Below are 12552 nucleotides of genomic sequence, written 5' to 3' on the forward strand. Positions count from 1 at the left end.
AACCGTAGTGTCAGACGGCCTGATCCGTCATGACATGAGCAAGGGGGTCTGTTGCCCCCTTAGCGCGAACTCAACGCTTCTGCTGTTTTGCTCGCATGATGTTGATGATCTCGATATCGGTATCCAGCATCCCCTTTTTGGAGAGGCGGCCCAGATTGGCGATGGTCTCGTCCACGTCATCGGAGACGATCCCTTCGCTTTGGGGCACATGCAGGTTGTTGATGGCCATCAGCGAGGACTTCACCGCCGCCGAGGTGGAGGTGGAGACTTTCATGGAGCAGGCGCTGCCCGCGCCGTCGCAGATGATGCCAGAGACATCGCCAATCATGTTGTTGATGCAGTGGCTGATCTGTTGATACTGACCGCCTAGCAGCCAGGTGATGGCCGCACCGGAGCCCATGGCGGCGGTACTGGCGGCGCAAAGAGCCGACAGCTTGTTCTGATAGGTCTTGATGTAGATGGCCACCAGATGGCTCATCACCAGTGCCCGGGTCAGCTGCTCGTCGCTTGCCTTGAGGAAGCGGGCGGCAGCGACCACTGGCATGGTGGCAGCAATCCCCTGATTGCCCGAGCCGGAGTTGGACATGGCGGGCAGCATGGCGCCATCCATCCGTGCATCGGAAGCGGCGGAGGAGAGGCGCATCGCCAGGGTCATCAAATCGTCGGAGAGCAGCTTGCGCTCTACCTGTTCGGTGAGGATCTTGCCGATCTGCAGGCCGTAACCGTGCAGCCCTTCATCTGCCAGCGCCTGATTCATGGTGGCTGCCGCCTTGATGAAGTCGATTTCGGCCAGCGGCACTTCAAGGGCAAACTCCACGATCTGTTGCAAGGTCATGGTCGGCTTGGCGGATTTGGCGGGCTGGATCTGCACCCCGGGCGCGCTGTCTTGCTCCATCAGTACCTCGCCATCCTTTTCCATCAGAATGATGCGAGTGTGGTCGGTACAAATCACCACCCGGGCGCTGTGGCCTTCGACTTCGGCCAGCACCTCGGCATAGAGCACGTCCGGCACATCCTTCACATCCACCGCAATGCAGGGCAACAGCAGTTTGGCCGCTTCCACCTGCTCTGGCGTCAAGGTGTTGAGCACCTCCAGCCCGGCATCGGGATTGCCGCCGGTGATACCGACTGCCGCCGCCACCGGCAGGCCGATCATGCCGGTGCCCGGCACCCCGACGCCCATGCCGTTCTTGAACAGGTTGCCACTGACCCAGACGCTGATGCGGGTCGGGGTCTCCCCCAGCAGCTTGCGACAATTGGCCGCCGCCAGCGCGACCGACATGGGTTCGGTACAGCCCAGGGCCGGTACCACTTCCCGCTTGAGCAGGGTAATAAAGTCGGTCCATTGTGCTTTCATTGCAGTGTTTCTCATGTTCATGGCGCCCGCAGGCCGTTATGGCTTGTTCAGGTCCGCCTTGTGATTGCGGATGTGCAAATAGACGGTATGACGGGAGATGCCGAGCATCCGGGCGACCAGCTGGGCCGCCTCCTTGATCTCGAAGATCCCCATGTCGTAAAGCCGGGTCACTATCTCCTTATTGCGCACCGTGCTGGCGAGTGAACTGTCCTGATCCACCTTCTCAATCACCTGGGTCACCAGATCGTCCACCGAGCTGGCAAAGGTTTCGTTATTGAGCTGCGCCGGTGCAGCAGGCTGCGCAAAGGTATCGAGCAGGCTACCGAGGGAGGTATTCAGACTGAAGTTCACACAGAGCATGCCGATAGGCTTGCCCAGCCGGTTGCTGATGGTGATGGAGGAGGACTTCATCAACGCCCCCTCGCGGGTGCGGCTGAAGTAGCTGCTCCACTGGCTACCGGCCTCTCCTTGCAAGCGGTTGAGGGCAAAGTCAGTGACGGGAGCCCCCGCGCCACGGCCAGTGACATGGCCGTTGGCAATCTTGATGACTGAGGCATCCAGATTATCGAAGGCATGCAGCACGACCTCGCAGCCGGCACCAAACAGGGCTGCCAACGCCTCGACGGCCGGTTCGAAACTGGCGATCAGATGGCGTTCTTCATCCGTTAACGCATTGATGTGGTCAGTGGTGGCTGCTGTGGACATATATGAGTAATGTTGAGTAAACCGCAGTTGATTCTACTATCAACAAGATCAACTAATGTTGAGCGGCATCCCCTTTTTGCACGTCATTATGCCCGCCTTTTAACAAAGTGCGAAAAATTGTGAGGCCACGCACAGACGCTGTGGTCAATCAGAGGTGATAGCGAGCCAGCAGCTCTTGATAGGCGGGGGTCTGCTTGAACCGTTTGAGTGCTTCCGAGAAGCGGATAGCCAGCTGATCGTGGCCGGGCTTGTGGGTAAATGCGAGGAAGTTGCGGTCATCATCGGTCAGTGGGAACAGGTGATGGCGCACCTGATCCTGCAGTCCCTGGGTGTGCAGCAGATAGCGCCCGACCCGCTCGTTGAGTACCACCCCATCCAGTCGGCCGGCCATCATCAGATGCAGCTGTTTGACGGCATTCCCCTCACCGGTCATCGGCATCCGGATCACTCCGGGATCGGTCAGAAATGCCTTGCTGTAGGCGTAGTCAGCTTGAGTGCCGATCCTCAGCCCTTGCAGGTCGGAGATCCGGGCTAACTGCACTGGACGAGCATCAGGATAGAAGAGTACCTCACCGCTTTGGGAGAGCGGCTCTTCGGGATAGTGGAGCCAGCTTTGACGGGTCTCGACATAGAATATATCGAGTACCGCATCCCCTTCCTTCAACTGCGCCTGCTTCACGGCTCGTTTCCAGGGCAGTACCTTCACCTTGGTGTCATAGCCCAGCTGGCGCAGTACGGTGCGGGCCAGATCGAGATCGGCGCCCACCGGCTCACCCCTGTCATCCAGCATCATATAGGGGGGCCATACCTCTGCCAGCAGTGTCAGTGTCGGTGGCTCATCTGCCCGAGCTCCACTGGCCAAACACCCAGATAGGATTACCCCGCAATAGAGCCATACCCGTTGCCACGTTTTTCGCCAATACCGCTGCCACACCATGGGACTATCTCCACATCAATATGATTTGAGCATATACAAAGCCCGGCAATAGACAGGACAAAAAGGCGGCGAGTGCTTGTTTGCTTGTCGCGGCACCGGCAAAGCTGGCTTACTACGGCAGATTCAGATTGGCGCAGGATTCGAGCACCAGTTTTCTGCATAAAAAAACGGCAATCCGAAGATTGCCGGGAGGAATGTAGTGACGCGACCTGGCGTGGGTTGAGCGGGTCGCGGGGGCAAGCCCCGATTTCGCCGCGGGCCATCAGGGATGACCACACGGCTTACAGCATGTCCGGACTGCGCTCGTTCAGTCCGCACCGCCACACACCTTCAGGGCTGACCCGCGCGCTATGGCGTGCAGGCCAGACCCGTTGAATTATTTACAGCATGCCCGGCACAGCTGCCTTCATCTCAGTTGGCCAGACACAGACCTGTGCCTGTTTGTCGATATGCTCCTTTACGAGAAAACCGGTTTACAACATGCCCGGAATCGCGGCCTTCATTTCGGATGGCCACACACCGACCTGAACCTGCCCGATATGCTCTTTTTGCAGCAGCAACATGGCCAGACGGGATTGGCCGATGCCGCCGCCGATGGTTTGCGGCATCCGTGCGGCCAGCAGATCCTGATGCCAGTCGTACTGCAGGCGATCTTCATCGCCGGTGATGGCGAGCTGGCGGCGCAGCGCCTCGGCGTCGACCCGGATCCCCATGGAGGAGATCTCGAAGCTGTCTTGCAGCACCGGGTTCCACACCAGAATGTCACCGTTCAGACCCGCCAGCCCCAGCTCGCTGTGGCTGCTCCAGTCGTCATAGTCCGGGGCGCGCACATCGTGGCGCTCGCCGTGGGAGAGGGCGCCGCCGATACCGATCAAGAACACGGCACCCAGCTCTTTGGCGATGGCCCGCTCGCGCCCCTTGGCGTCGAGGTCCGGGTAACGGGTCAGCAGCTCTTCGCTGTGCAGGAACTGGATCTCGGCCGGCAGGAAGGGGGTCAGCTCATGCTCGGCACAGACCGCGCGCTCGGTGGCCTTGATGGCGGCCCAGATGCCGCTGACTGTCTCCTGCAGATAGGCCAGATCACGGCGCTCGCTCGGCATTACTTTCTCCCAGTCCCACTGATCCACGTAGACGGAGTGGATGGGGGTGAGCTTGTCTTCATCCGGACGCAGCGCCTTCATGTGGGTGTAGATCCCTTCACCCGGGCCGAACCCGAAGCGACCCAGGGTTTGGCGCTTCCATTTGGCCAGTGAATGGACCACTTCGTAGCTGTGCTCTGGCAGGGTCTTCACTTTGACCTGCACTGCATTCTCGTGGCCAGAGAGGTTGTCCTGAGTGCCATCACCGACCCGGCTCAGAATGGGGGCTTGCACCTCCATCAGGCCCAGTTGTTGGGCGAGTTGGCGAGAGAACATCTCTTTGACGAAGCTGATCTGCTGTTGGCTGCGAATGTAGTGCTGTTTCATGCTGAATTCCTGTTTCAAACCCCGTTGGATGTGGTGATTCTTCAACGGAATGACTACTAAATTCAATATTCGATAATAGAAATAGGCTTTGTGTGTTTTTTTCTTCAAAATAAGCTGTTGTTTAATGAGGTATCGTCAACGGGAGTGCAAAAAAATGCCGGAAAATTACCGGATCGATAATCTCGATCAGGCCATCCTCACCGCTCTGATGGAAAATGCGCGGATCCCTTACGCCGAACTGGCGAAACAACTGGCGGTCAGCCCGGGCACCATCCATGTGCGGGTGGAGAAGATGAAGCAGGCGGGGATCATCGAGGGGACGCGGGTGCAGGTGAACGCGAAGAAGCTGGGTTACGACGTCTGCTGCTTTATCGGGATCAATCTGAAGAGCGCCAAGGATTACCCCTCGGCACTGGCCAAGCTGCAGGCGCTGGACGAGGTGGTGGAGGCTTACTACACCACGGGTCACTACAGCATCTTCATGAAGGTGATGACCCGCTCCATCGATGAACTGCAGATTGTGCTGATCAACAAGATCCAGACCATCGACGAGATCCAGTCCACTGAAACGTTAATTTCGCTGCAGAACCCGATCTTGCGGGACGTGAAGCCTTGAGTCGGGTTGTATAAGAGGGCGGGCGTAGAGATCCATCTCCCGTGCGAAACCCTGATTGCACTGCAAAACCCAATCCTGCGGGATGTGCAGCCCTGAGCGGCTAATCAGGGTTCGATATAGGGGATGGCGTACTGGTCGTAGAGCGCCTTGAGGCTGCCGTTGTGCTTCATGTGCAGCAGCTCGGCATCGTAGGCGGCCATCTGGGCGGGCGTATTCTCGTCGGCTTTGGCGCGGGTCCAGGTGTTGAAGTAGGGGCTGCTCTTGAGCGGCTTGGGCAGGTAATCGACCTTGTCGGTCAGCCCCTCTTCCTTGAGCTGGGTGAAGGCGGTGACCAGCGGCATGGGCACGGTATCGATCCGTCCAGCCAGTAGTTTGCGCAGTTGCAGCCGATTCATCGGAATTTGCTGGAAGTGGTAGGTCGGATCGGCCATGGCCGCGGTGAGCTCGGGGGTATAGGAGAAATCCCTGGTCACGCCAATGCGCCAGGGTTTGAGATCGGCCAGCGTCTCGTAGTGGATCTGCAGCAGGTCGACCTTGCGCACGAAGAAGTGCCAGCTGTGGCGAAGATGGGCCTGTTGGGGATAGATGAGGTAGCGCTCTCGTGCTGCATTGTAAGAGTGGGTTAGTACCATATCGCAGAGACCGGTTTCAGCATTGCGGGTGAGGCGAGCGCCGGAGTCGATCAGTTCTATTCGGACAGGAACCCCCAGCTTGTCGAAGATGGCGGTGACGATGTCGATATCAAGGCCCTTGGGCTTCTGATCGGCATCGAGAAACTTGAGTGGGGGCTCCGTGGTGCCGCAGATCACCAGCTCTTTGGCGGGCAACCCGAGTGGAAACAGCAGCCAAAGCAGGGGGATCACACGCAAACTACGTCTCCTGAGCCTGTTTGAAGATATTCCAAGACCTGATTCCAGTATATTGGGTCACCCCTGATCTGTTAGAAGCGACCGTGTATGGCAAACACTGAAATTGAGAGCCCGCTGGACGGGATCGACAAGTTGACCGTCTCGCTCTACCGCCTTGGCCTGAGTGCGGCCGCCCTGCTGCTGCTTTGCCGCGGTGCGGCGCTGCTGAGCGGGATGGCACTGCTCCCGTCGGCACAATGGTTGATGTCGCTGGCAGTGGCAAGCGCAATTTGCGGCTTCTCGCTGCATATCTACGACAAGCGGATTCGCCTGATCCTGCAGGGATTTGGTTGGGGGGCGTTGGCGCTGGCGGCGGTCGGGGCGCCGGATGCACTGGTGCTGGGGGCTGCGTTGGCGACCCTCTCCGGGCTGGCGTTCAAGGAGCAGTTTTGCTTCGCCATTCCCGGTATCAAGCTGGTGCCCGTGCTGCTGCCGCTGTTGTGGTTGCTGGAGTGGTTGCAATTGGAGTGGGCCGCCGCGCTGGTGGCGCTGGTCTGCGGGGCCCTGTTGACCTTGCTGGCGCTTGCCAAGTGGCGAATGCCCCTGCACTTCGATATCGGTGACAAGGGGCGTTACCAGATTTAGGTCTGCTGGCACCCCTTCATCTGCTGGTTGAGGGCCTGCATCACCTGACGGCGGCTGATGATGCCGACCACCTTGCCCTGTTGCAGCACCGGGTAGATCTTGGGTTTGGCGTCGGCCATCTGGCGGGCCAGCTCCAGAATGCTGTCGTCCGGTCCGACCGAGAGGGGCGTGCGGTTCATCATCTCTTCCACCCGGGTGCGGGTATCGCAGTGGTAGCTGCCGCTGAGCAGGCTGGGAATGCAGTCTTGTTCGGAAAGAAAGCCGATCAGCCGTTTCTGCTCATCCAGCACCGGCAGGCCGCCAAGACCAGATTGATGCAGGCGATCCAGCGCTTCGGCCAGGCCGAGTCCGGCAGTGAGGGTGTGGGTCAGGCGACCCATGTGGTGGTGAACTTTCAGCATGGTGGTAACTCCGCAAGATGGGGGTGTCGCCACTATGACGCGGCCGGGTGGCCCGCCACCAATGGCTTGTGCTACAGGGATTGATAGGCACTGGCCATCGGCGGTGATCCGCGAGCAGGCGGGCTTCGTTCATGCAAGACAATCAAAGGGAAAGGAGATTCTATGCGTGCATTGGTAACGGGCTGCGGCCGTCGACTCGGCTTTTATCTCTGTCAACAGCTGGTGGCAGCGGGCTGGCAGGTGACCGGCAGTTATCGCAGCGAGCGGCCGGAGTTGGCCACGCTGGCTGCACTGGGGGTCGAGCTGGTGCAGGCGGATTTTGGCCGGGAAGAGGACGTTGGCAAACTGATCGACGTGCTGGCGGCCCATCAGGATCTGGCGCTGGTGATCCACAACGCCTCGGCCTTCGAGCCACAGGCTGCCGATCCGGCGGCGCAACTGGCCCAGTTCGAGCAGTTCTACCGGGTGCATATGGCGGCCCCCTTCCAGCTCAACCGGGCGCTGGCGCCCCAGCTGGCGAGCAATGCCAACGCCAGCATCATTCACATCACCGATATCTACATTCACGCCCCGGCGCCCCGTTTTGCCAGCTATGTGGCGACCAAGGCGGGGGCCCATTCACTGGCCATGAGCTTTGCCCGCGAGCTGGCGCCCACGGTGCGGGTCAACACCATAGAGCCAGGCCCGATCCTATTTCTCGACGAGCACGGTGAAGAGTGGCGCCAGCAGGTGCTGGCGAAAACTCCGCTAGCGCGGGAGGGGGGGCTTGAGCCCATCTGGCAGGCGGTGCAGCTACTGGTGGGGAACAGTTATATGACGGGGGCCAGCATCAAGGTGGATGGGGGGCGTGCTCTGGCCACCCTTTGACTGCTGGACACGGGGGCCGAGTGTGAGTGGCTCCAACCCGACCGGCTGTGGCTGCACGGCTTTACCAGCCCTGCGCTTGCTAAATTCGTTGGGGAGCTGCACCAGCAGCTCCACCTTGGGATCGTGCACCTCGCTATGCCTGTACAGCTCGGCCAGCAGCTCGGTCAGATAGGGATCAACCCGGGCGCTGGCAAAGTCACCTTCAGGGCTGCTGGCCACAATATCGATGTCGAGCGGTCGGTCGTGCACCTTGCAGAGCGGGTCGCTGCGATCCCGGCCATGGGCTATTTCGAGGGCCACGAATATCTGCTTGAGGCTGGCAGGGTCGAGTCCGCTCTCCACGATCACCAGGCAGTTGAGAAAGTGGTTGCGCGATTGCATTCCCACCGGTTCGGTGCGGATCACCGAGCTCAGCTGCAGTGGGCCGAAACGAGCAAGCAGCTCGCCCAGTGCGGTGCTGACGTGGGTGCTGGGATCAAGATTGGAACCTATGCTACAGAGATAGAACATGCTCACCTTCCTCAGATTGGGCTCATCTGAAATGTATACGCAGCTCACGGTTATCGGATTAACTATGGCGTAACATTATCTTATCGATTGTGATCTGGCACTGATTGGCAGAATAAGGAGGTTGGCATGAGTGTTGAGCTGAAATGGGCGCTGTTGACCGCATCAGGGGCGCTGGCGATGATCCTGATTATCTGTCTGGCATCCGTCGGATTAGCGTGAACCTAGTGGTTTCAGATAACCTGAACCGGCCTGTTGGCCGGTTTTGTTTTTTGGGGCGCTGCGGCTATGCTGGCGCACCGGTGAGAATGCAAGAGAAGAGATAATGACCAAGGTTCGCCCACGCTCCCTGCTGCAGGTGGTATTGATGGGATTCGTGTTGGTATTGATGCCGCTGGGCGGCATGATCTGGCACAACAGCACAGCCCTGGCCAACCTCAGCCAGCTCACCAGCGACGAGATGGAGCGGGCGGTCAAGGATACCCGCCGCGCCACCTTGCTCACCGCACAAGCCATCGACATTGAACGTACCCTGCGCCGCTTTGCGGTGCTGGGCGATCGCCGCAGTCTAACCAATTATCAGCAGCAACTTGATGGCTATCGGGTGTTGCTGGCAGAACATCGCAACTCCATCTCCGACGGTCAGCTCTACAGCGGGCTTGATCAGGGGCTTGCCTGGCTCGACACCTTGCAGGATGCCGCGCTGGCCCGGGTGGCGGTAGCGGGCGACAAGCTCGAGCAGTTCAACGATGCCAACAAGCAGCTTGAAATGGTCACCCGCAGCCGGGTTGATGAACACATGGATTGGGTGCAAGTGACCATCAACGGGCTGACCAGAGAGCTCTGGTGGGTGAGCGGTTTTGTGGCGGTGATCAGCCTGCTGCTGGTCTTTATCTTCACCTACCTCATCATCCACCCGGTACGACAGATTGAGTCGCGCATTTTGAGCCTGGGGGCCGGGGTCGAGCCCGATCCTGACCCGGTTGATGGCCCCGCCGAACTGGTGGTGCTGGGGCAGCGGATCCTCTGGTTGCACGACAAACTCAAGGCGCTGGAGCTGCAGAAGTACCAGTTCCTGCGCCATGTTTCTCACGAGCTCAAGACCCCGCTGGCGGTGCTGCGGGAGGGGTCGGATCTGCTCTGCGAGCAGCTGGTCGGGCCTTTGACACCGGATCAGCTGGAGATCTGCCAGATGCTTGATGAGAACAGTCGCCGTCTGCAGACCCTGATCGAGCGGCTGCTCGACTTCAACCGTCTCAGCCAGCAGGAGGCGTTCGAGTTGGAGCCGGTATCACTCAATCCTATGCTCGCCGAGCTGGTTGCCGAATACCGGCTGGCATTGGAGTCCAAGCAGATCTGTGTACACTTGCCGACCAGCGCAGTGACGCTGTTGGCAGAGCCCTACCGGCTGCGATTGATCCTCGATAACCTCTTCTCCAATGCGGTCAGTTACGGCGCCCGCGAGGGTAATATCTGGATCAGGGTAGGGCAGGATGCACAGATGAGCTGGCTGGAAGTGGCCAACGAGGGGCCAAAGATCCCCGAGGCTGAACAGCAACGAATTTTTGAACCCTTCGAGCAGGGCAGCACAGTGCGGCAAGGGGTTTTGAAAGGCTCAGGCATGGGCCTCTCCATCGCCCGCGAGTCTGCCCATAGTCTGGGGGGGGAACTGGTTCTGGTACAGGATGAGCAGGCGGATGTCTGCTTCAGGTTGACGTTGAAATGAGGTCTATGAAGATACAACGGGTATTTCCAGCCCTGATGGCAGGACTGCTTGCGGGTTGCACCTTGCTGCCGCAACAGGAGCCACGGGATTCCTCCGATATCGCTTTTGCCAAGCGCATGGAGTTTGCCAACAAAGAGATGCAGGTACGCCTGCAATACTCTGACTGGCTGCTGGCCAGCCACCCCCAGCAGCGGGTGCAGGAGCGGCAGCGGCTGAAAGGTGCCGACGATCTGGAGAGCCGGGTCAGTCTGGCGATGGTCGATTCCCATCCCGCCGAATCGGTGGCCAATCGCACCGCGGGTCTGGCCCGCCTGAAAAAGATGCTGCCCGAGCTGGGTCTCGATGCGCAGGCCTTTTTGCGTAGCTGGATCGCCCTTGGCGAGCAGTTGCTGGTGCGTGATAGCCGTCGGGATGATCAGCGGCAGGAGGTCCAGCGACTGCGTCGTCAGATCGAACAGCTGACCGCCATCGACGACCAGCTCAACCAGCGCAAGTTGAACGAGAGCCGTGAGGTCATTCCATGAGTCGGATCTTGTTGGTGGATGACGATGTCAGCCTGCTCAAACTGATGAGTTTGCGACTGCGCAGTCAGGGTTATGAAGTGGATACCGCCGACAGTGCGGAAGGGGCGCTCGACCGGCTGCGTCAGCAACGGGCCGATCTGGTGCTGAGCGACTTGCGGATGGCCGGTATGGACGGGCTGGCACTGTTCGAGCGGATCCAGGCCCAGTGGCTGGGGTTGCCGGTGATCATCATGACCGCCCACGGCACCATTCCCGATGCCATTCAGGCAACCCGCTCCGGGGTATTCAGCTTTTTGACCAAACCCATCAACAAGGATGAGTTGTTCTCCACCATTGAGCACGCCCTGAGCCTGACGCGCCCCAAACAGCAGCAGGAGTGGCAGTCGCTGATCCTGACTCGCAATCCCCAGCTGGAACAGCTGCTGATCCAGGCTCACAGCATCGCCACCATGGAGGTGCCGGTACTGATCATGGGGCCATCCGGTTCCGGCAAGGGGGCCATGGCGCAGGCACTGCACCAGGCCAGTCATCGTCGCAACCAGCCGATCTATTCCATCAACTGTGCAGCCATTCCGTGGGCCTCACTCGACTTGCAGCTGTTTGGTGAAGATGGTCAATCCGGCCTGTTCGAGCAGGCCAAGGGGGCGACCCTGTTTCTCGACGAGATCGGCAGCCTCTCGGAATCCTTGCAGGCCAAATTACTGCAGGTGATGGAGGAGTACGGTCAGGGCACGCCTGAGGTGCGGGTGCTCAGCTCCAGCCATCAGGATCTGGTCAAGGCGATGGAGGAGGGGCGCTTTCGGGAAGATCTCTTCTACCGCCTCAACGTCGCCAATATCACCTTGCCGTCCCTCAGTGCCCGCAGTGAGGATATTCCCCTGCTGGCTCGTCAGGCCCTTGATGATTACCGCAGCCGCCACAGCGACTGCGCGGCCATGGGTTTCTCACCGGAGTCGCTGGCGATGCTGGCTGCCGCAGTCTGGCCCGGCAATGTGCGTCAGCTCTGTCATCTGGTGGATCAACTCGCCAGCCTCTGCTGCAGTCCGGTGATCGGCGTCTCCATGGTGGAGTCAGCCCTGAGTGGCGGCGGCGGCGGCATCCTCTCGTTCAACGAGGCGCGGGCCGAGTTCGAGAAGGAGTATCTGATCCGCCTGCTGCGCACCACCGAGGGCAACGTGACCCTGGCGGCCAATATGGCGGGTAGAAACCGTACCGATTTCTACAAGCTATTGAATCGGCACGCAATTGAGGCGGTAAACTTCAAGTCGAAAGGATAAATCAGGCGGGATCAATCACCGCCGGAGCGGCATCGGCTTTCCGGGTTTTATGGGAGAGCCAGAGGCCGCTCGCCTTCATCAGGTAACCGAACAAGGCACCGATGATGAGAGACGGCAGGATCAGTCGCCACTCGCCAGCCGCCCCGAAGGTGGCGCAGCAACCGGCAAAGGTGCCGGGAATGTAGCCGAGCCACTGCTGCTTGGCCTGCACGCACATCAGGGTTGCGACCACACCTGTCATCACATAACCCGCCACGCCCGCCCCCCACAGGCTGTCGCCATGGATCAGCAACAGCGCCCACAACATGCCGCTGGTGTTGCAGAAGATGGTCTGCAGCAGCGCCTTGTAGCCACCGCTGGAGGCGAAATAGCTGGTGCAGCCGAGAAAGCCGACCCAGGAGATAAGGCCGAACGCGACGGCAATCCAGCCCCAGATGGCGGAGAGAACTCCAGTGGTGATGGCGATGGCGATCAGTGGGCTCATGGGGCGACTCTTCAGTTGGCTTCGCAAAAGGGGCAGCCTACCTGCGGCAATCCGGGCGGCAAGCGGGGGGCGAATTGTGTGTGATCTTCATCACCCTTTTCAACTCGGGAATACGCTTGCGTTCGCGAAAAAAATTCATTGGTGACCGGACAAACGGTCGACCATAGTTAGAGGCCCTGTCCTGCTCATGGA

The 12552-nt window shown here is 59.7% G+C and carries 15 protein-coding genes; 7 read left to right on the forward strand and 8 right to left on the reverse strand.

The genetic code is table 11. From position 1 onward, the window contains the following. Positions 1-70: 70 nt before the first annotated feature. From ACY8FN_RS04750 to asnA, 4 genes are all read right to left on the reverse strand, one after another. Complete coding sequence (locus ACY8FN_RS04750; protein ID WP_162511938.1) at positions 71-1372, reverse strand: L-cysteine desulfidase family protein; 1302 nt, start codon at positions 1370-1372, stop codon at positions 71-73. A gap of 21 nt (positions 1373-1393) precedes the next feature. Further along, positions 1394-2062 (reverse strand): helix-turn-helix transcriptional regulator, encoded by a 669-nt coding sequence (locus ACY8FN_RS04755; RefSeq protein ID WP_042017963.1) that lies wholly within the window; start codon positions 2060-2062, stop codon positions 1394-1396. A 148-nt stretch (positions 2063-2210) separates the two neighbouring features. Then, entirely contained in the window at positions 2211-2999 is a 789-nt protein-coding gene (locus ACY8FN_RS04760) for a substrate-binding periplasmic protein (RefSeq protein ID WP_463099363.1), read from the reverse strand. A 473-nt stretch (positions 3000-3472) separates the two neighbouring features. Next, entirely contained in the window at positions 3473-4465 is a 993-nt protein-coding gene (gene asnA / locus ACY8FN_RS04765) for an aspartate--ammonia ligase (protein WP_101323369.1), read from the reverse strand. Between the two features lie 154 nt (positions 4466-4619). Here asnA and asnC point away from each other — a divergent pair, with 154 nt between their 5' ends. Beyond that, complete coding sequence (gene asnC, locus ACY8FN_RS04770; protein ID WP_033135290.1) at positions 4620-5081, forward strand: transcriptional regulator AsnC; 462 nt, start codon at positions 4620-4622, stop codon at positions 5079-5081. Positions 5082-5185: 104 nt separating this feature from the next. Here asnC and ACY8FN_RS04775 read toward each other — a convergent pair whose 3' ends face one another. Further along, complete coding sequence (locus tag ACY8FN_RS04775) at positions 5186-5950, reverse strand: substrate-binding periplasmic protein (RefSeq protein WP_463099364.1); 765 nt, start codon at positions 5948-5950, stop codon at positions 5186-5188. A gap of 87 nt (positions 5951-6037) precedes the next feature. On the opposite strand from ACY8FN_RS04775, the gene ACY8FN_RS04780 reads away from it, so the two are divergent. After that, positions 6038-6574 carry a DUF2301 domain-containing membrane protein gene (locus tag ACY8FN_RS04780; RefSeq protein WP_463099365.1) on the forward strand — a complete coding sequence of 179 codons (537 nt, stop codon included), beginning with the start codon at positions 6038-6040 and terminating at the stop codon, positions 6572-6574. On the opposite strand, the gene ACY8FN_RS04785 is transcribed toward ACY8FN_RS04780, so the two are convergent. Next, positions 6571-6975 carry a CBS domain-containing protein gene (locus ACY8FN_RS04785; protein ID WP_463099366.1) on the reverse strand — a complete coding sequence of 135 codons (405 nt, stop codon included), beginning with the start codon at positions 6973-6975 and terminating at the stop codon, positions 6571-6573. The genes ACY8FN_RS04780 and ACY8FN_RS04785 overlap by 4 nt on opposite strands. 162 nt (positions 6976-7137) lie before the next feature. On the opposite strand from ACY8FN_RS04785, the gene ACY8FN_RS04790 reads away from it, so the two are divergent. Next, complete coding sequence (locus tag ACY8FN_RS04790; protein WP_463099367.1) at positions 7138-7842, forward strand: SDR family oxidoreductase; 705 nt, start codon at positions 7138-7140, stop codon at positions 7840-7842. On the opposite strand, the gene ACY8FN_RS04795 is transcribed toward ACY8FN_RS04790, so the two are convergent. Further along, positions 7768-8352: a 2-amino-4-hydroxy-6-hydroxymethyldihydropteridine diphosphokinase gene (locus ACY8FN_RS04795; RefSeq protein WP_463099368.1), complete on the reverse strand. Its 585-nt coding sequence runs from the start codon at positions 8350-8352 to the stop codon at positions 7768-7770. The genes ACY8FN_RS04790 and ACY8FN_RS04795 overlap by 75 nt on opposite strands. Before the next feature lie 126 nt (positions 8353-8478). On the opposite strand from ACY8FN_RS04795, the gene cydH reads away from it, so the two are divergent. The 4 genes from cydH to ACY8FN_RS04815 all read left to right on the forward strand — a co-directional run bounded on the left by cydH (position 8479) and on the right by ACY8FN_RS04815 (position 11876). Continuing rightward, a complete protein-coding gene (gene cydH / locus ACY8FN_RS04800; RefSeq protein ID WP_101318427.1) occupies positions 8479-8571 on the forward strand; it encodes a cytochrome bd-I oxidase subunit CydH in 93 nt (30 codons plus the stop codon). A gap of 103 nt (positions 8572-8674) precedes the next feature. Next, entirely contained in the window at positions 8675-10075 is a 1401-nt protein-coding gene (locus ACY8FN_RS04805) for a sensor histidine kinase (RefSeq protein ID WP_463099369.1), read from the forward strand. After that, a complete protein-coding gene (locus ACY8FN_RS04810; protein WP_414731102.1) occupies positions 10072-10599 on the forward strand; it encodes a hypothetical protein in 528 nt (175 codons plus the stop codon). The genes ACY8FN_RS04805 and ACY8FN_RS04810 overlap by 4 nt, the downstream gene beginning before the upstream one ends. Continuing rightward, complete coding sequence (locus ACY8FN_RS04815) at positions 10596-11876, forward strand: sigma 54-interacting transcriptional regulator (protein ID WP_139719264.1); 1281 nt, start codon at positions 10596-10598, stop codon at positions 11874-11876. Before ACY8FN_RS04810 ends, ACY8FN_RS04815 begins: the two co-directional genes overlap by 4 nt. A gap of 1 nt (position 11877) precedes the next feature. Here the strand turns inward: ACY8FN_RS04815 and ACY8FN_RS04820 are convergent, their stop codons facing one another. Further along, positions 11878-12360 (reverse strand): DUF1097 domain-containing protein, encoded by a 483-nt coding sequence (locus tag ACY8FN_RS04820; RefSeq protein WP_463099370.1) that lies wholly within the window; start codon positions 12358-12360, stop codon positions 11878-11880. Positions 12361-12552: the final 192 nt, after the last annotated feature.

Source organism: Aeromonas sp. 160P, assembly GCF_055193095.1.

Excerpts from the sequence above, each read along its gene's own strand:
- ACY8FN_RS04820 (WP_463099370.1), bottom strand. The coding sequence starts at position 12,360 with ATGAGCCCACTGATCGCCATCGCCATCACCACTGGAGTTCTCTCCGCC.
- ACY8FN_RS04780 (WP_463099365.1), top strand. The coding sequence starts at position 6,038 with ATGGCAAACACTGAAATTGAGAGCCCGCTGGACGGGATCGACAAGTTG.
- ACY8FN_RS04750 (WP_162511938.1), bottom strand. The coding sequence starts at position 1,372 with ATGAGAAACACTGCAATGAAAGCACAATGGACCGACTTTATTACCCTG.
- ACY8FN_RS04760 (WP_463099363.1), bottom strand. The coding sequence starts at position 2,999 with ATGGTGTGGCAGCGGTATTGGCGAAAAACGTGGCAACGGGTATGGCTC.
- cydH (WP_101318427.1), top strand. The coding sequence starts at position 8,479 with ATGAGTGTTGAGCTGAAATGGGCGCTGTTGACCGCATCAGGGGCGCTG.
- ACY8FN_RS04795 (WP_463099368.1), bottom strand. The coding sequence starts at position 8,352 with ATGTTCTATCTCTGTAGCATAGGTTCCAATCTTGATCCCAGCACCCAC.
- ACY8FN_RS04805 (WP_463099369.1), top strand. The coding sequence starts at position 8,675 with ATGACCAAGGTTCGCCCACGCTCCCTGCTGCAGGTGGTATTGATGGGA.
- ACY8FN_RS04810 (WP_414731102.1), top strand. The coding sequence starts at position 10,072 with ATGAGGTCTATGAAGATACAACGGGTATTTCCAGCCCTGATGGCAGGA.
- asnC (WP_033135290.1), top strand. The coding sequence starts at position 4,620 with ATGCCGGAAAATTACCGGATCGATAATCTCGATCAGGCCATCCTCACC.
- ACY8FN_RS04815 (WP_139719264.1), top strand. The coding sequence starts at position 10,596 with ATGAGTCGGATCTTGTTGGTGGATGACGATGTCAGCCTGCTCAAACTG.
- ACY8FN_RS04785 (WP_463099366.1), bottom strand. The coding sequence starts at position 6,975 with ATGCTGAAAGTTCACCACCACATGGGTCGCCTGACCCACACCCTCACT.
- ACY8FN_RS04790 (WP_463099367.1), top strand. The coding sequence starts at position 7,138 with ATGCGTGCATTGGTAACGGGCTGCGGCCGTCGACTCGGCTTTTATCTC.
- asnA (WP_101323369.1), bottom strand. The coding sequence starts at position 4,465 with ATGAAACAGCACTACATTCGCAGCCAACAGCAGATCAGCTTCGTCAAA.
- ACY8FN_RS04755 (WP_042017963.1), bottom strand. The coding sequence starts at position 2,062 with ATGTCCACAGCAGCCACCACTGACCACATCAATGCGTTAACGGATGAA.